Raw genomic sequence first — 15,719 nt, 5'->3', positions numbered from 1 at the left:
CGTAAATCAATTCGGTACTGGAACGGCCACTGGGTCACCTCCGAGATTCCATGACACGCAAATCTCTCGCGGCAGAGGTGTTGCAAGTGACGCGGCCATGAGAAAGTCCAACGACTCGCCAGGACGCACAATCGCGTCTTCGGGAAGATTGGATGCGATCGACGGCATGCCGGAAGGATCGACTCGTACCCCGGTTGCTGTGTCGTTCCCGACGTTGCGAAGGAGATAGACGTGCTTCCCCCTTCGCTCCAACATCCACTCAACCGAAGATGGACGCGGCTGGGGCGGTGCGCTGGGACGAAGTCCGTGGGTGGCGATCAGCTGTCCCAGCATCTGCTCCACCGCGAAGGCACGACGCTCCCCTGCTTCGGTCTGACGGTGGGCAAGGTCTATGGCCTCGCGCTGCACACGTGCCTGCTCCTCCTGGTCGGCCTTCGCCTTCCTCCCCTGCAGCCATGCCGTAACAGCTACCAGTAAGGCAACAAGAGTGCTGCCCCAGGTTGCGGCATCGCCGACCTCAACTGCCATGACCACCATGACGTGACCCTAGAACCGAGGGGCCCGCCCCGGGAGGCGATCGGCTGAAGATGCGTCGTGAGATGAACCGTCAGGAATTGCCATCCGAGACCAGGGCAGACCATGCACGCCGTAGATCGTCGTCATCCCACTCGTCTGCCCAGCGAACGAAGCGAACAGATGCGTCCGCGCCTAGGCTTTCGAGGTAGTTGCGGGCACCGTTGGTAAGCCTGGCGTTGCTGACAAGAAGTACGGGGGCTCCGGAGACTTCGCTCACAGCCATCATCTCCTGTACCAGTGCTGTGGGAACTGGGTTGCCGTGTTTGCCGTAGTGAGCCTCGATCACGACGTCGACGCGGCCGTTCGTCTCTACAACGAAGTCTGCTCGACGGCGACGAGGTCCCACTGGAGCCCCAGCCCTGAGCAGGCTGGTAGCTGGCAAGAAGCGGTTGATACGGTGAGCAATCGCCTCTCCGTAGACTCGTTCACTCAAGACCTGGACGGTGCGGTCCGGACGAGAAGGGGGTGCGACGGCCTCCAGCTCACTTAGCACCTGCGGTGCTTGATCTGGCGTGGATTCGATCGCGTTTCTCACGGCATCATCTCGCCGCCGCCTCGCGAAACGAAGGTTGGCTTCACCGAAACCGAGGCTATGAAGCGGCATCCCGCCGAACACCATGAGTAGGAAGACCGCTCCGGCGAGGATCAGAGCAACGCAACCTGCTTGATTGTCCGTAAGGAAAACCGCAGTACCGCCCGCCCCCAGGAGGAGCGCTCCTATTGTGGACGCCCCTATTCGGGCGCCCCGCGAAAGCTGATCGTCCTCAACCGCTTCTGCGGACTCGCGCCCGCCCTCTACCTCGGTGTCCCTGTCGATCATGCGAACATGCTGTGGGCTACCGAGGTCGATGGAGCGGCTTTGGGCGGGAGCCGCCATGGGGCGAGAGATCGGGGCCCGTAAGCTTGCCGCGACTCGGGCTGGCTCCTTGCCTGCCCGCAATAGCCCGATGTGGGCCCCGATCTTCGAGGCTCGCCCCATGGTGGCTGCGTAAAGCCGCGGAGTCGACCGCCCCAGCCACAGCGGGTTTCTCCCTTGGCAAGCCTTCGCTGTCTGGCGGGCGGCCGGCGGCCGGGCCGGAGCGGGGCGAAGACTGGAGCGTCGGCCCGAGGCGCCGGGCCGCGCGCCGCCGCGCTGTGCGCGGCGGGAGCGCCTTGAACCCGTGGAGAAGGTTGTAACTCAGCGACTGATGGCGTGCCTGATCACGGTCAGCGGGGCCGTCAAAACGGCGGACCGTCTGCATCGCTTGTGCTGGACCAGGGGCCCGCAGTCCACACTGACGTGCCGATGGGTGGCAGGTCGCTGTCGCAGAATTCGAAGGGGTTCTGCTGACCTTCGAGCCCTGAGGAGTCTTCGCCCCATGCGTCGAGGGCGTCGATGGCTCGTTCGCGGTGCTGCCAGAGTTCGCTGGTGCCGAGGACCTGCCGAACCGGGGGGACCAAGGCGGCTCGGTGGTGCTGCAGCTGGGGATCGTCCATCAGCGGGATGCACGCGGCGATGGCTGCTTCGCGAATGCGCCGGTCGGGGTCCTCTGTGAGGTCGAAAGCGGTTGTGAACAAGAGCGGCCGCATCTTGCGGATGGCAACTGCCTGCGGGTAGGCCGCGAGCGGGAATCCGTTCTCTCGGCGCGAGTCTTCTAGGTCGTCCGAAGCCGTTTGTCCTACTGAGGCAATCCACGCAAGCAGCTCGGCACGCAATGGGAGCCGCTGATCCGTAGCGAGGTTCGTGCGTGGGTCGCGCAGGATGGAGGCCACGTACAGCGCTACTGGCACGGTTGCCTCGTAGAGAGTGCCCTGGTGGTGCACGGTGCCGAACAGGAACTGCAGTCCCGCTTCTCTGGCGTTTTGATCGTCGCTGAACAGCGCGGGCAGCTGCGCTGGTACGTCTGCGGCCGGCCCGTAGGCGTGCCACAGGGAGGCCCAATCGGTGTCCGCCAAGACACGCTCGGGTGTGGGCAAGTCAACCGAAGGGAAAGACTCCTCGCCCGTCACGAGATCTGCCACAGGGGTGCTGTGTACTGGTCCGGGTGTGTCTCGATGAGGAGTGCGCGGAGCTCTTGGCGCTGCGATCCGGGGAGACCGAGGATTTCCGTCAACCTGCGGAACGTCGTGTGGGTGACCCCGCGGCCCCGGGCCTCAGCTTCAAAGCGGCTGAGCTCGCCGAGGACGTTGTCGGGGTCCAAGGGCACGGCACGCTGCTCGGAGAGCCACAGTGCCTTGTTCCGCTCGTAGTCGATCTCGGAGTATCCGCAGATCTCGCGACTGTGCCGCTCGGCGTCTTCGAGACTGCTAGTTGATACGAGGGCACGGGACAGCGTGTTGCGATGCAGCGCGTTGTCTAGGTCAACCTCGTGGACAGTCGGGCCTTCGTCGGTCATCTGGACCGGGAGGCCGGCGTCCCGGATTTCGCACAGGCCGCGCACACCTCGCGCCGCGGCACCGAGCATCGCGGTGGCTTCGGAGGGGTGCCACTCCAAAACGGACGCGATGGGCTCCACGTCCTCTGCTGTGAGGGTGTGGGCGATCGGCCCGAGAGCTTCGATGAGGTCCCCGGCCGGAAGCTCTCCGTCGAGGCCGGGACCGGCGATCAGGAGACGCACAGGCGTCTTGAGCTGTGCGCAGGCAGCGAGAGTGAGGGCGTCCGCAAGAGGGCTCTTGAGAGTGGGCTCATCGCCGCGAGCGAGGATGTCGCCGCCCACGTCCAGGAGGTCGACGGACTCGGGGGAGAGCTCGGCTATGAGCTCATCGAGTTGCTGGACCATGCCGACTGCGCCGCGGCGTGGGTCGATCAGACCCAGGGAGTGCGGCAGCTCGGCGGCCAAGCGCGGGAGGGTTGAGCCGGCGGGGGCAACGGGCTCGGCATCTGCAGGGACGGTGTGCACGCTTGGCGTCAGTTGGCGCAGGCCTGTGAAGTCGGCCGGACTGCGGGGCCCCGGCACTGGGTCGACGATCAGGCGGTCCCACGAGTAGGTGAGGATCACCGCCGGGTCTCCGGCGCCGTACAGGGAGGCGTCCAACATTGCGGCGGCGACAGCGTCGCCCCCTCCTCCGGCTGCCACGATCAACCGCGTCACGTGGCCAGCGTACGGGTTCAGGTATTGGCCACTCACCCTATAGTGGCCAGAGGTAATAGCCACTTGATGGGGATGGGAGGCTGTGATGCCGCAGATCGAGGAGGCTCAGCCGAAGTACCTCCAGATCGCGCACCACATCCGCGATCAGATCTTGCGCGGGGACCTCAGGCCGGGGGACGAGGTGCCGTCGGAGCGGCAGTTGGCGACAGACTGGAACGTGTCGCGACCGACAGCTGCCCGCTCGCTGGAAGCGCTGAGCAATCAGGGCCTGGTCGAGAAGCGACAGGGGTCTGGGACCTACGTGCGCGGCGTGGAGGTCAACCGGCGGGCGCGGGAGCTCTACGGGCGGGCCCGGCAGACCGGGAAGATCTACACAGCTGGCGAGTACGCGGTGATCACGTCTGCGGGATGGCTTGACGCTCCGGACTACGTTGCCGACGCCTTGGGCTTGGCGAAGGAGCGGCGGGCGGTGCATCGCCGGCGTGTGACCAGTAACCAGACTGGGCCTATCACCCTGTCGACGTCGTGGTTCGCGCCGGACATGGCTCAGCGGGCACCCAGGCTCATGGACCCCGAGCGTATCCAGGAGGGCACGCTTCTGTACGTGGAGCAGATGACGGGGCGCCAGGGGAGCTATGCGGAGGACCGCATGAGCGCCCGCACCGCGACGGAGGAGGAGGCGGCGGACCTCGGCCTGGAGACTGGATCGGCTGTCCTTATCGTGCACCACGTGGTCTATGACCTGCAGGACCGGCCGTTGGAGTTCGCCGAGGCCACCTACCCACCCAACCGGTGGGCGTTCGAACAGGGTTACCCGCTGACCTGATCGATTCGGGCCAAGTGTCCCGAAGCCCTTGCCTGACCGAAGTGGCTAATGCCACTATCCACGAAGTGGCTAAGGCCACTTCGAAGGAAGGGGCGCGGTGTGAGCGGTGAAAGGCCGTTACAGGACCGGAGGTCCGCCTGCCGGGGGTGCCGCGGTCGGGGCTGGAAGTTCGTCAGCTCCCGGACGTCATTGGCGTTATCCGTCGCCAATGGGCGCCCCCGCGCCGTCTCCAAGCGGCGCTGCCTTGACTGCGATGGGACCGGCAAGGAGTAACCGCGGATGGATGGGATCAGCAAGGGGCGCCGTGACCGCGGCGCTGACGACGGCGAAGTGCTCGGCTCGATGACCCTGTACCCGCTGCCTGAGTCGGTGTGCCGGGCTCGTCGCTGGTTCAGGCACTTCATCACCAAGCACGAAGTGGCCTGTTCGGTCGACGACTGTGTGTTGATGATCTCGGAGCTGGTGACGAACGCGATCCTCTACGGGCGAGCTGAGGAGGAATGGCTCGTGCGGGTGGAGTGGCGACGGGACGGGAAGTCCCTGCGGGTTGACGTGCACAACCCGGGCTTCCCGGCAAGCGTCCGGCTGCGGTACCCGACGGCCAATGAGGCCCATGGGCGTGGGCTGGGCCTGGTCGATGCCTTGTCGGACTCATGGCGTGCCGGCCCGAGCCGCTTCGGCGGGACGGTCGTGTCGTTCGAGATGGCCGACGCCTGGCCGTCGTGAGTGGGCTGCGGTCTGGCTCGTCAGCCAGCTAGCGTGCGTGTCAGCCAGCTGGGTACGCTGGTTGACCAGTTGACTTGACCGATCCCGACTAGGCGGCGCCCGTGGCGTACGAAGTGGCTGCACCAAAGTACGTGCGGCTCGCGCAGACGATCCAAGGTCGGATCGAGGACGGCACCTACCCGCCGGGATCGCTGGTGCCGAGCGAGAACCAGCTCGTGCAGGCATTCGGGATGTCGCGGCCGACTGTTGTCCGGGCCCTCGAACTGCTCAAGCGGGACGGCTGGCTGGAGTCCCGGCAGGGCTTCGGGACGATCGTGCGTGGCCGTCCGGAGGTCGTCGAGCAGCGTGACCGCAGAGGCCGCGAAGCCTTGGAACGGGACGAGTCGCGGATTCCGGGGCGCCTCGTCGAGGTGGGGGAAGTCCAGGTCCCGCGCCGAGTCGCGTCCTTGCTCGGCTTGTCGCAGGGAGCCAAAGCGCTCGTGCGCCGCCTTCTGGTCGAGGAGGACGGTGAGCCCGTGGAGCTTGCTTCTTCCTACTTCCCGGCCGGCTTGGTCGAGGGGACTGAGCTCGGCAGCTCCGAACTTCTGGCTGAGAGCCCGCGAGCGCATCTCGAAGCGCGCAAAAAGGTGCGCTTCGATCACGTCACCGAGCGCGTCTCGGCGCGTCTTGCGGGCGACGAGGATGCGGGCCTGCTGGGGCTGACCGCGGGGGACCCCGTACTTGACGTTCTGGTGGTGGCGCGTGATGCCTCCGGGAGGGTGTTGCAGATCGTCGATGTTCTACTCCCCGCCGACCGTCAGGAACTTGAAGACACCTATCGGCTCAACTGACCGGCTGATAGGCGTCGGTTGAGGGCTCCCAGCCCTTCAACTCCACTTGACAAGTCAACCTGGCGTCCCTAACTTCGAACTTGCTAAGTCAACCTGTCAGGTGACGGGTTGATGTGACCCGACAAGGGAGATTTGTTGTGCGTGTGATCCGTGTCGAGACCTCGGCGGCGACGATCCTGCTGACCGAGGCACCTTCGCCCAAGGTCCGGGACCGGCAGACCGGCGAGATCGCCAAGGACGCCGTAAGCGGCGAGGTTCTGATGACCGTGGGCGTCGTCTACATCGACGAGGGGGAGTCCTCGCTGATCCAGGTCACCGTGCCGGAGAGCGGGGTGACCGATGGGCTGGCTGTGGGCTCGCCGGTCGCGCTGCCAGGCCTGGTGGCCCGTCCGTGGGAGAGCGTCTTCAACGGGCAGAGCCGCCACGGCATCGCCTACCGGGCCCTTGCTGTAGCGCCCGGAGTGTTCGCGACGGCCGGGCAGGAGGCCTGACGCCGGTGTCCGACCTGCTGACGCTCGTGGAGGTGGGTGGGCCGCTCGCTGCGATAGGCGGCGCGGCCTACGCCCGGCACGCGCATCCGGCTGCGTACTGGTCCACGGTCGGGCTGCCGTTATCGGTGGCCCGGCTGGTGGCCTCGTACTCCTCCACCATGGAGGCATGCGGCCTGACGGTCGAGCCGTCCCGCTGGCGGGCCCTGGCCATCAGGGCGACCACTCATCGAGAGGTCCGTCCTGTGCCGCCGCGCCGCGGGCTGGTTCGCCCGACATCGACAGGCCTTCGCATGCGGCTTCGCCTGGCCCCGGGGCAGGAGCCGGCGGACGTGGCCGCCTCTACCGAGCGACTGCGCCACGCCTGGGGCGTCCATGCGGTCCACGTCCGGGACATCAAGCCTGGCGTCGTCGAACTGCGGCTGGTCGGCTACGACGTGCTGCGGAAAGTGCGGATGCCCCGGAAGACGGGCGCCGACTTCCTCAAGATCCCGGTGGCGCTGCGGGAGGACGCTACCGCCTGCGTCCGTGACTACCTCGTCGTGCCGCACCAACTCGTCCTCGGCGCGACCCTGTCCGGCAAGTCCATGTTCCTCAGGAACCTCTTCACCGGACTGGCCAGGCAGCCCGTCGTCCTCGTGGGGATCGACTGCAAGCGCGGAGTGGAGTTGGCGCCCTTTGCCGCTCGGCTCTCGGCTCTGGCGACCGATCCGGAGCAGGCGGCGGAACTCCTGCCGGCGCTCGTCCAGGAAATGGAGGACCGCTACGACCTGATCAAAGCCCGGCAAGGAATCGCTCCCGGCGCGTCGGGCGAGGAGATCACCTCGGACATCTGGGGCCTCCCCGAGGACAGGCGCCCGCCCCCGATCGTGCTGTTCATCGACGAGGTGGCCGAACTGTTCCTTGTCGCGACCCGCAAGGACGAGGAACGGCGCGACGAGATGGTCACGCACCTCATCCGGCTCGCCCAACTCGGCCGCGCCGCAGGCATCTACCTGGAAGTGTGCGGCCAGCGCTTCGGCGCCGAACTGGGCAAGGGAGCCACCATGCTCCGGGCCCAGCTCACTGGTCGCGTGTGCCACCGGGTCAACGACGAGGCCTCCGCGAAGATGGCGCTCGGCGACATCGCCCCCGAAGCCGTCGAGGCCGCGTGCGCCATCGCCGCGGAACGCCCCGGGCTCGCCGTCGTCGGGGACACCTCCGGCGGCTGGTCCCGCATTCGCACCCCGTACTTGTCCCTCGCCGAAGCGGCTGCCATCTGCCGCGAGACGGCCGATCTCGCACCGGACGTGCCCGCTCTTGTGCTGTTCCGTCCGGACGTACCGTCGCTGCCGACGAAGCACCTGGACCCGGCGCCGAAACTCCGCCCGGTTATCGACTGACCCGTTCCACCCCTCGGCCGGCGTGACCGCCTCGCGCCACGTCCCTACCCCCGCCTTGCCCGAAACCGGAAGGAGCCGTGCCGTGCGCGCTCACCCGGCCCGAGTCGATGCGGTGCTGATTCAGGCGGTCATCGCTGCCGCGCTGTCCTTCGCCCACCTGCACGACATCGCCGCGGCGGCCGGGCAGGACGGCTGGAAGGCCTGGGCCTATCCCATCTCCGTCGACCTCCTGTTGGTGGCGGCCTGGCGACGACTGCGGTCCGGGAGCTCCCGGGCGGCCGGCTGGTGCTGGTTCCTGATCTCCCTGGTCGCCTCACTGGGCGCCAACGTCGCCACCGCGGGACTGCTCGACCTGGCCGACGTACCGGCCTGGCTGCGCATCCTCGTCGCGGGCTGGCCAGCGGTCGCCTTCCTCGGCGGCACGCTGCTTGCCCACACGGCGCCGATGCCCTCCACCGCCGACGAACCGCACGACGACGCGTACGCCGAGCCGTTGCCGGAACCACGGGCGGAACTGTCCGCACTCCCTGCGAGCCCTCCCGCCCGGCCGCAGGCGGAGATCCCGCCCGTCCTCGTCCAACACGCCCGCAAGATCGCCGACGACCACCGGGCCCGGACCGGAACCGCCATCGACACGCCCACACTTCGCGCCCGGCTCGGCGTCGCTGCCCCGCTCGCCGAAGCCATCGCCGCCCAACTCACCTGACCTGGAGCAACCGCCCTTGCGCCCGACCACCCTGCGCGCCCTCAAGCGCGCCGCAGAACTCGTCCGACAGAACCAGTTCACCGAAGCTGTGCTCGTCGCCGAGCCGGTCATCCTCGCCGCCGACTACGCCGAGGCAGCCGAGATCCGCCGCTGGCTGACCGAGCACGTCCACGACTTCACCAGCCACCAGGAGGCCTCTTGATGCCCGCCAATCCCCGGTTCCGCAACGTCCGCCGCATCGGCCCCGTACAGGTCGCCACCTACTTCGACGGACGCGGCCGCACCAAGCACACCGCTGCGTGCACCGTCCCGCGCTGCGGCTTCTCCACCGATTACGACAGCCGCCCCGCCGCCGAGCTCGCCGCCCGCACCCACCGCTGCTCGGCCCGCTGAGGAGGCACCCGTGACCGTCACCCTGCCGCTCGTCGCCGTCCTGGGCGTCATCGCCTGGGCCGCGATCAAGTTCCTCGGAGTCCGCATGTGGGTCGCCGTAGTGATCGCCCTCTTCGGCTTCTACCTCGCCGACACCTTCCTCGCTCCCGCCATCGACTCCGGCACCCGCTCCGGGGTCGAGATCGTCAACGGCACCCACGACTGAGAGGAGACCCACCCATGCTCCGCCCCAAGCTTCCCGCCATGCCCGACACCCTGGCAGTCCGGGACGACCACGCGCAGACCTGCTCCTGCCGTCACTCGGCAGCCCACGCGGGGACACAGGCGCCTGCCCGCACCGTCACGCCCTACGTGAGTGCCGGGGCCGGCCTCGTCGTGGCCCTGGTCGTCGTCGGCATCGTCCTGACCGCGCTGCTGGCCACCGTCGCCCTCACCGCCGTGGCCGTGGCCATCGCTGCCCTGGTACTGCGCTCCCTGTTCAACGCGACCACCGAACGATGACGGCCCGCCGGGGCGGCAACACGCCGCCAAGCATCCGACCGCCCTGGCAGGCCCAGCCCCTCACGACCGAAGCCGAAAGGACAGAGGACATCATCACCCGCCCCGCAACACCCCCAGTAGCCGAGCTCGGGCAACTCGCTTCCCTCGGCACCCTCCCAGCACTCGCCCGACAGCTCTCCGGGCTCGGTGGCTGCGCACGACCGGTACGTCTTGACGGCTACCGCACGGAACACCGAGTCGACCTGGCAACCGGTGAGGTCGGACCCGTCTTGCACCACCTCGACTCGACGACGCTCCCCGCCGGCCGACTCCTCGTGGCGTGCAAGAACCGGCGGGCCACCCGGTGCACCGCCTGCGCGGAGACCTACCGCCGTGACACCTACCACCTGATCACCGCAGGCCTGCGCGGTGGCAAGGGAACCTCCGAGCACGTGGCCACGCATCCCCGGGTGTTCGCCACCTTCACCGCGCCCGGCTTCGGGCCCGTCCACAACCGGCCCACCGACAGCCGCGGAGAAGTCCGCCCCTGCCGCTGCGGGCTGCTGCACCACCAGGAGGACGACGTCCTCGGCACACCGCTCGACCCGGACACCTACGACTACGAGGCAGCCGTGCTGTGGAACGCGCATGCGGGAGCCTTATGGCGGCGCTTCTCCATCTACTTGCGCCGCGAGGTCGCCAAGCGCGCCGGACTGACCCAACGCGCCTTCCGCGACCACGCGCGGCTGTCCTTCGCCAAGGTTGCCGAGTACCAAAAGCGCGGCGCCGTCCACTTCCACGCGGTCATGCGCCTCGACGGCCCGGACGGCGGCTCCACAGCACCGCCCGCTTGGGCCACCCCCGAGCTGCTGGCCGATGCGATCCGGGCGGCGTCCGCTGTGGTTTCCGTCGACGGCCCGGTGATTGACGGCCGCGCGTACTCCTTCGCATTCGGCCGCCAACTCGACGTCCGCACCATCCGCGGCGCGGACTTCGACGGCGGCGCAGAGCTGACCGAGCGCGCTGTCGCGGCATACATTGCCAAGTACGCCACCAAAGGCGCCGAGACGGCCACCGGCACCCTCGACCGCCCGCTGAGGCTGCTGGCCGAACTTGGGCATCTGCGGATCTCCGACCATGCACGCCGCATGATCCGCACCGCCTGGACCCTCGGTGCACGCCCCGAACTCGAAGAGCTCCGGCTTCGCGTCTGGGCCCACATGCTCGGCTTCCGCGGCCACTTCTCCACCAAGTCGCGCCGTTACTCCACGACCCTCGGCGCCCTGCGCGACGCCCGCGCCGAATGGCGACGCACTGAAGCCCAGACCGCGCTCGGCATCGACCGTCACGACGAGACGACGCTCGTCCTTTCCCACTGGGTCTTCGCCGGCACCGGGCTGACCCCGGGCGAGGCCTGGCTCGTGGCCTCACTCGCACCCGCCCTCGGAACGGAAGGAGAACCCACACCGTGACTGGCAGCCGCGACGAGCTGATGACCGTCCCGCAGATCCTCGCCGAGCTCGGCGGGGTGTCCCGACGCACCTTCTATCGCTGGCGCGAACTGGGCCACGGCCCGGACGCCTTCAAGCTGCCGAACGGCGAGCTACGAGTGTGGCGCAGCGACTTCGTTGCCTGGCTTCGGCAATTGGAAGGGACCGCAGCATGAAGTCTCTGCAGGTCAAAATCTGGGGCGTCCGTAAGCGGCCCTACAAGACACCGTCATACGACGTGCGCTGGTCGGTGGCCGGCCAGATTTTCTCCGAGACGTTCAGGACGAAGGGACTCGCCGACCACTACCGCTCCAAACTGCTGCGGGCTTCGCATGACGGTGAGGAGTTCGACGTTGAGAGCGGTCTCCCCGAGTCGATGGCGGAGAAGAAGGCCTCGCTGACCTGGTACGAATTCGCGCTCAGGTACCTAGCCATGAAGTGGCCGCATGCAGCGCCGAACACTCGTGTCAGCATCAACGAATCCCTGGCGTCGGTGACCGTGGCACTCCTCGACGAGCGTCCTGGCCGTCCGGCCGCGGAGGACCTGCGCAAGGCCCTTCGTAACTGGGCTTTCGTTCTGCCGGGGCCGAACGACCGTGAAATTCCACTGGACATGGGGAATGTCCTTCACTGGGTCGCCAAGGCTTCGCGCCCCCTCACTGATCTCGGCGACCCCGTAATCGGGCGCGCCGTACTGGATTCCCTCAAGCTCAAGCTCGACGGCACTGCCGCAGCTGCCGAGACCGTACGTCGGAAGCGACGGACCCTCGTCAACGCCATGCATTACGCGGTCGACCTGGGCGAGTTCTCTGAGAATCCGCTCGCCGGCGTGCGGTGGCAAAAGCCCAAGGTTTCCAGCGAAGTAGACCCTCGGGTTGTCGCCAACCCTCACCAGGCCCGCTCCCTGCTGTGCGCCGTGTCCTATGTCGGCGGCTACCGGCGTGCCCGTGGTCGACGTCTGGTCGGCCTGTTCGCGGCGATGTACTTCGGGGGCCTGCGCCCCGCTGAAGCGGTCGGGCTTGCCGAGACCGATCTCACCCTGCCCGCCACCGGATGGGGCTCCGCCCTGCTACACCGAACGCGCCCGAGTGTCGGGAAGCTGTGGACCGACTCGGGGGAGAGCCATGACGATCGCGGGCTGAAGAACCGGCCGGCCGAGGACGTGCGGCGGGTTCCGATCCCTCCGCAGCTCGTGGTGATCTTCCGGGAACACGTGGACACGTTCGGCACGGCCGACGACGGACGGCTGTTCTTCAGTGAGGGTGGGGGAGTGGTCTCCTCGTCCTCCTACTACCGGGCCTGGCAGGAGGCTCGCCTGCTTGCGCTACCGCCGGCCGTGGCCGCATCGCCCCTGGCCCGGCGTCCGTATGACCTGCGGCACTCGGCGCTGTCTACGTGGCTGAACGCCGGGGTGGACGCCACCGAGGTCGCCGAACGGGCAGGCAACAGCGTGGAGGTCCTGCTGAGCCGGTACGCCAAGTGCATCGACGGACGGCAGGAAGTCGCGAACCGCCGCATCGAGGACCTGTTGCGCGAATACGAGTGACGATCGGTCCGCACCCGCCCCGCTGCGAGCGCGTGGCGGGCCCGGGTGCTGTTTCCGGCGGTTGACCTGGCTGATGCCTCAAGATGCTGACCGCAGATGCCCGTCCTGAGGCCGCTCCCGGCGGTATGCAGCTGCTCATGGCACTCGGGTTCTGGAGAAGCGGCGTGACTGCCCGCCAGGCCTTTGCTGCCGGCATCGGCGGGCAGTCACGCGGGACGTCACTCCGTAGGTGCTGCCACGATCGCGGCGTCGATGTGGGTGGAATCCTTCGCCTGGAAGCGGACAAGGCGGCGGGAGGAGTCTGTCGCTGACTTCGGGGGGATCAAGGTGAATGCGATGACCAGTTTGGCGGGGTTGGCCTTGCCGTGTGAGACTCCGGCAGCGGCGCTGAGATCTGCACCGGCTTTGGCTTCGACAACGGGGTAGAGCAGGGCCACACCGGTACCGGGGCCGATAGGTGCAGGTGCTGTAGCGGGATCATCGGCCGCATCGATCAGCCGCTGGGCTGCCGATCGGTGCTCCAGGCCTGAGATACGCCCGAAGGCAGTCTTACCTGCCTGGCGCTGGCGCCGCACCAGCGAGAGCGGGGCCGAGTTCAGCACGGCGGCCTCGACCCGGTCCGTCTTGGCGAGCTGTGGCGCGATCAGGAGCCAGTCATCGACCTTGGCGAGGGTGCCGTCCAGCTGAGCAAGGTAGTTCAGGTGGGGCTGGAAAATCCCGTCACGCTCCCATTCCAGCTGGCTGAGGACTGCGATCAGTTCGGGGTGGCTGACCCGGGCTGTCAGGGCGGAGAATTTCGCGCCCGGGGTGCCGTCGGCGCTTGGCGGGCTGGTGAAGGCAACGGGTTCCGAGGCCAGGGCGCCGAGCAGTTTGCGCCACCGCTCGGTGTTGCGCCGCAAGGCCGATTCGTCGGTCGGATAGGCGGCGGGCTCGATCGGCTTGCCCGGGGAGCGTATTTCGACGAGTTCTGCGTTGAACATCTTGTTCCTTGCCGATGGCTTGACCCAAGCGAGGTGCTGGGCCACCAGCGGCGGTACCTGTGCGGGCGTGAGTTGCGGTTTGCCGTCCACCAATTCGGCGTACTGTGCGAGTTGCTGACGGAAGAGCTCCTCGTCGCGGCAGATGGCCTCGAACGCCTCGTAGAGGTCCGCCGTCGTGGTTTTGGTCAGCGACTCCTCCCGCCCGATGTAGAGCCGCACAAGGTCCCGGTAGCCAGGCCGGAAGCCGAACCAGCGGCCCATCTGCATCAGGGTGTCTGCCTGGCGGGCGGTTCGGCGGTAGTAGGTGGTGGTCAGACCCTCGACGGTGAAGCCGCGGGACAGTTTGGTGCCTCCAACCAGGATCTTCCAGATATTTGGTGTGCGGTCGAAATCGAGGTCCAGCTGTTCGAAGTATTTGTCCGAGTTGCCGTTGACGACGATGACGGGGTTGCCGCCCTTGGCGATGAGCTGGCGGGCGCGGCTGACATACGGCCGGAGTTCGTCATATGACTTGGGGTTGGGGAGCTCGGCGGCGCGGACTTGGGAGACCTTGTCGAAGTCAGCTGCCCAGAGGCCCGCAAGGCGGTCGTGTCCTTCCGTGGAGGTGTAGCCGGCCTGGTGCCACATGGTGTTGATCCGGAGAGCGAGGGCGGCGTGCTCGTCCGTCTTGACGGACTCGTGCACCAGCATGGTGTGGTGGCGGAACGGCTTGCCGGGAACTCCGTGGTCGGCGCGGTAGAGCTTCAGAGCGCCGCTGAGGACGAAGGCATCCATGGCTTCCTGGAGTCGGTCGTCGGGTCCTTCGTAAATTCCCCGTACGTGCGCCTCCTCCTGGGAGTTGGCGACTGTGCGCGGTTCGGTCTTCGAGGGGGATTCGAAGTCGTGGAAGTCCTGGACTCCCATGTATCCCTCGGGGCGTGGCAGAGAAATGAGAAAATCGTTGGGGAAGATGTCCTCAGCGTCCCCGGGGTCGACGAAGACGTTCGCGAATGGGGTCGCTGTGTACCCGACATACTGGGCGCGCGGGAGAAGCTTCAGCAGCTTCGAAATGAGGGCGTTGATGGCGGTGCGCTCGGTGGAGTCCTTTTCCCACTTCCTGGGGTCGGAGGTGTTGACGGAAGCCTGATCGGACTCGTCGTCGATGATCAGGGCCGGCAGTTCTCCGAGGATGCCGTGGATCTGCTTGAGATCGTTGACCAGTTTCGTCAGCACTGCCTTGTTTTTTTTGACGACCATGATGCGGGCTGCTGCTCTGTGCAGGTTGGCCGGGTCGTACAGCGGCAGCGTCGGGGTGCCCTTCTCGAACTCCAGCGCCTTGATGCCCTGCGCAAGGGACATGTAGTCCTTATCGCGCGTTGTGAGGCGCTCGATGTCGAAGGCCAGCAGGGTCGACGGGCGCCCCCCATGGCACACGAATTCGGGCCACTCCTCATCATCACCCACGTAGTCGATGCCCACGAGGGCATCCGGGTCGGCGGGATCAGCGCCGCGCAGGATGTTCTCCTGCCCGATCAGTTCCATGTCGATGCGGCGCTGCGTCTGGGCGCGCAGGAGGTTGAGCGTGCCTCCGAGGACGATGACCAGGCGGTAGCCCGCGTCAAGGGCCTTTGCTGCGACGCCGGTGAAGTTGGCCGTCTTTCCCGACTGTACATAGCCGACGACCAGGCCCTTCGCCTGACGCCGGGCCTCCTGCTCGGGGTCGGTAAGGCGCTCGACGACTGCGCGGCTGGCCTCGTGCAGACTCGCGATGGCCGCCTCGGACCATCCCTTGCTGCGGAGTTTCCCCTCGTATGCTTGCCAGTAGAAGGTGCGCGCTGCTGCACGCTCAGGTGTGTACCACGGGGTGTGCTCGGGTGCGATGACGGTGGCGCCTGGCATTTTGGCGACGGGTATGGCTGAATCCAGGGCCTTACGGACCCCGTCGCCGAGCTGGAGGCGGTCGTAGACGGCCATGCGGCGCTCTTCGGTTCGCGCCGTGGTGACCGTTGGCCAGTTGGGTTCTTCCGCGAAGTCCCAGGACGTGAGCGCCTTTGCCCATGCTGCGGTCAGCGCACCGCCGTTTGCCTCGTCGGTGGCGAGCCGGGCGCAGAACACTTCCTCGCTGAGGTCTGTGCTGGGGACGTCCTCGTCACCCAGGGCGGCGGCTACTTTGAGGAAGGGCCGGGGCTTTGTTCCCATCGCGGCCAGGGCGGAGGTGTGGATTTCCAGAATCAAGTCGCTCACTG

At 67.3% G+C, this 15,719-nt stretch carries 18 protein-coding genes; 13 read left to right on the top strand and 5 right to left on the bottom strand.

The window, feature by feature from the left end; genetic code table 11:
* Positions 1-6 precede the first annotated feature (6 nt).
* The 4 genes from B085_RS49815 to B085_RS0136585 form a co-directional block, all read right to left on the bottom strand.
* A complete protein-coding gene (locus B085_RS49815) occupies positions 7-537 on the bottom strand; it encodes a hypothetical protein (protein WP_158689895.1) in 531 nt (176 codons plus the stop codon).
* Positions 538-607: 70 nt separating this feature from the next.
* Complete coding sequence (locus B085_RS49810; protein ID WP_158689894.1) at positions 608-1,396, bottom strand: hypothetical protein; 789 nt, start codon at positions 1,394-1,396, stop codon at positions 608-610.
* A 398-nt stretch (positions 1,397-1,794) separates the two neighbouring features.
* Positions 1,795-2,577 carry a hypothetical protein gene (locus B085_RS0136590; RefSeq protein ID WP_158689893.1) on the bottom strand — a complete coding sequence of 261 codons (783 nt, stop codon included), beginning with the start codon at positions 2,575-2,577 and terminating at the stop codon, positions 1,795-1,797.
* Positions 2,562-3,647: a DUF1152 domain-containing protein gene (locus B085_RS0136585; RefSeq protein WP_267881109.1), complete on the bottom strand. Its 1,086-nt coding sequence runs from the start codon at positions 3,645-3,647 to the stop codon at positions 2,562-2,564. The genes B085_RS0136590 and B085_RS0136585 overlap by 16 nt, the downstream gene beginning before the upstream one ends.
* Before the next feature lie 85 nt (positions 3,648-3,732).
* Between B085_RS0136585 and B085_RS0136580 the strand changes: the two genes are divergently transcribed.
* The 13 genes from B085_RS0136580 to B085_RS0136520 all read left to right on the top strand — a co-directional run bounded on the left by B085_RS0136580 (position 3,733) and on the right by B085_RS0136520 (position 12,514).
* Positions 3,733-4,473 carry a GntR family transcriptional regulator gene (locus B085_RS0136580; RefSeq protein ID WP_018563564.1) on the top strand — a complete coding sequence of 247 codons (741 nt, stop codon included), beginning with the start codon at positions 3,733-3,735 and terminating at the stop codon, positions 4,471-4,473.
* Between the two features lie 279 nt (positions 4,474-4,752).
* The gene (locus tag B085_RS0136575; RefSeq protein ID WP_018563563.1) at positions 4,753-5,199 is read left to right on the top strand and encodes an ATP-binding protein; all 447 of its coding nucleotides are present in this window, start codon (positions 4,753-4,755) and stop codon (positions 5,197-5,199) included.
* Between the two features lie 101 nt (positions 5,200-5,300).
* Positions 5,301-6,029, top strand: coding sequence for a GntR family transcriptional regulator (locus B085_RS0136570; protein WP_026251823.1), 729 nt, complete (start codon positions 5,301-5,303; stop codon positions 6,027-6,029).
* Between the two features lie 137 nt (positions 6,030-6,166).
* On the top strand, positions 6,167-6,520 hold the full coding sequence (locus B085_RS0136565) for a hypothetical protein (RefSeq protein WP_018563561.1): 354 nt from the start codon (positions 6,167-6,169) through the stop codon (positions 6,518-6,520).
* Positions 6,521-6,525: 5 nt separating this feature from the next.
* Positions 6,526-7,899, top strand: a complete 1,374-nt coding sequence (locus B085_RS0136560; RefSeq protein WP_026251822.1) for an FtsK/SpoIIIE domain-containing protein — start codon at positions 6,526-6,528, stop codon at positions 7,897-7,899.
* Between the two features lie 82 nt (positions 7,900-7,981).
* Positions 7,982-8,605, top strand: coding sequence for a DUF2637 domain-containing protein (locus B085_RS0136555; protein WP_018563558.1), 624 nt, complete (start codon positions 7,982-7,984; stop codon positions 8,603-8,605).
* 16 nt (positions 8,606-8,621) lie between these two features.
* Complete coding sequence (locus B085_RS0136550) at positions 8,622-8,807, top strand: hypothetical protein (RefSeq protein WP_018563557.1); 186 nt, start codon at positions 8,622-8,624, stop codon at positions 8,805-8,807.
* The gene (locus B085_RS0136545; protein ID WP_018563556.1) at positions 8,807-8,998 is read left to right on the top strand and encodes a mobile element transfer protein; all 192 of its coding nucleotides are present in this window, start codon (positions 8,807-8,809) and stop codon (positions 8,996-8,998) included. Before B085_RS0136550 ends, B085_RS0136545 begins: the two co-directional genes overlap by 1 nt.
* Positions 8,999-9,008: 10 nt before the next feature.
* The gene (locus tag B085_RS0136540) at positions 9,009-9,203 is read left to right on the top strand and encodes a hypothetical protein (RefSeq protein ID WP_018563555.1); all 195 of its coding nucleotides are present in this window, start codon (positions 9,009-9,011) and stop codon (positions 9,201-9,203) included.
* Positions 9,204-9,217: 14 nt separating this feature from the next.
* Complete coding sequence (locus tag B085_RS0136535) at positions 9,218-9,499, top strand: hypothetical protein (protein ID WP_018563554.1); 282 nt, start codon at positions 9,218-9,220, stop codon at positions 9,497-9,499.
* Positions 9,496-10,950: a replication initiator gene (locus tag B085_RS0136530; protein WP_202470688.1), complete on the top strand. Its 1,455-nt coding sequence runs from the start codon at positions 9,496-9,498 to the stop codon at positions 10,948-10,950. Before B085_RS0136535 ends, B085_RS0136530 begins: the two co-directional genes overlap by 4 nt.
* A 20-nt stretch (positions 10,951-10,970) precedes the next feature.
* Positions 10,971-11,144, top strand: a complete 174-nt coding sequence (locus B085_RS0136525) for a helix-turn-helix transcriptional regulator (RefSeq protein ID WP_026251821.1) — start codon at positions 10,971-10,973, stop codon at positions 11,142-11,144.
* Positions 11,141-12,514: a tyrosine-type recombinase/integrase gene (locus B085_RS0136520; protein WP_018563551.1), complete on the top strand. Its 1,374-nt coding sequence runs from the start codon at positions 11,141-11,143 to the stop codon at positions 12,512-12,514. The genes B085_RS0136525 and B085_RS0136520 overlap by 4 nt, the downstream gene beginning before the upstream one ends.
* A gap of 218 nt (positions 12,515-12,732) precedes the next feature.
* Here B085_RS0136520 and B085_RS0136515 read toward each other — a convergent pair whose 3' ends face one another.
* Entirely contained in the window at positions 12,733-15,717 is a 2,985-nt protein-coding gene (locus tag B085_RS0136515; protein WP_018563550.1) for a Z1 domain-containing protein, read from the bottom strand.
* Between the last annotated feature and the right edge of the window lie 2 nt (positions 15,718-15,719).

It is taken from the genome of Streptomyces sp. BoleA5 (assembly GCF_000373665.1).
Lineage (GTDB): Bacteria > Actinomycetota > Actinomycetes > Streptomycetales > Streptomycetaceae > Actinacidiphila.
This window is presented reverse-complemented; position numbering and strand designations above follow the sequence as displayed.

What these genes read in the sequence shown, in the direction of transcription:
- B085_RS49815 (WP_158689895.1), bottom strand. Translation starts at nt 537, where the DNA reads ATGGTGGTCATGGCAGTTGAGGTCGGCGATGCCGCAACCTGGGGCAGC.
- B085_RS49810 (WP_158689894.1), bottom strand. Translation starts at nt 1,396, where the DNA reads ATGATCGACAGGGACACCGAGGTAGAGGGCGGGCGCGAGTCCGCAGAA.
- B085_RS0136580 (WP_018563564.1), top strand. Translation starts at nt 3,733, where the DNA reads ATGCCGCAGATCGAGGAGGCTCAGCCGAAGTACCTCCAGATCGCGCAC.
- B085_RS0136575 (WP_018563563.1), top strand. Translation starts at nt 4,753, where the DNA reads ATGGATGGGATCAGCAAGGGGCGCCGTGACCGCGGCGCTGACGACGGC.
- B085_RS0136545 (WP_018563556.1), top strand. Translation starts at nt 8,807, where the DNA reads ATGCCCGCCAATCCCCGGTTCCGCAACGTCCGCCGCATCGGCCCCGTA.
- B085_RS0136535 (WP_018563554.1), top strand. Translation starts at nt 9,218, where the DNA reads ATGCTCCGCCCCAAGCTTCCCGCCATGCCCGACACCCTGGCAGTCCGG.
- B085_RS0136530 (WP_202470688.1), top strand. Translation starts at nt 9,496, where the DNA reads ATGACGGCCCGCCGGGGCGGCAACACGCCGCCAAGCATCCGACCGCCC.
- B085_RS0136525 (WP_026251821.1), top strand. Translation starts at nt 10,971, where the DNA reads ATGACCGTCCCGCAGATCCTCGCCGAGCTCGGCGGGGTGTCCCGACGC.
- B085_RS0136520 (WP_018563551.1), top strand. Translation starts at nt 11,141, where the DNA reads ATGAAGTCTCTGCAGGTCAAAATCTGGGGCGTCCGTAAGCGGCCCTAC.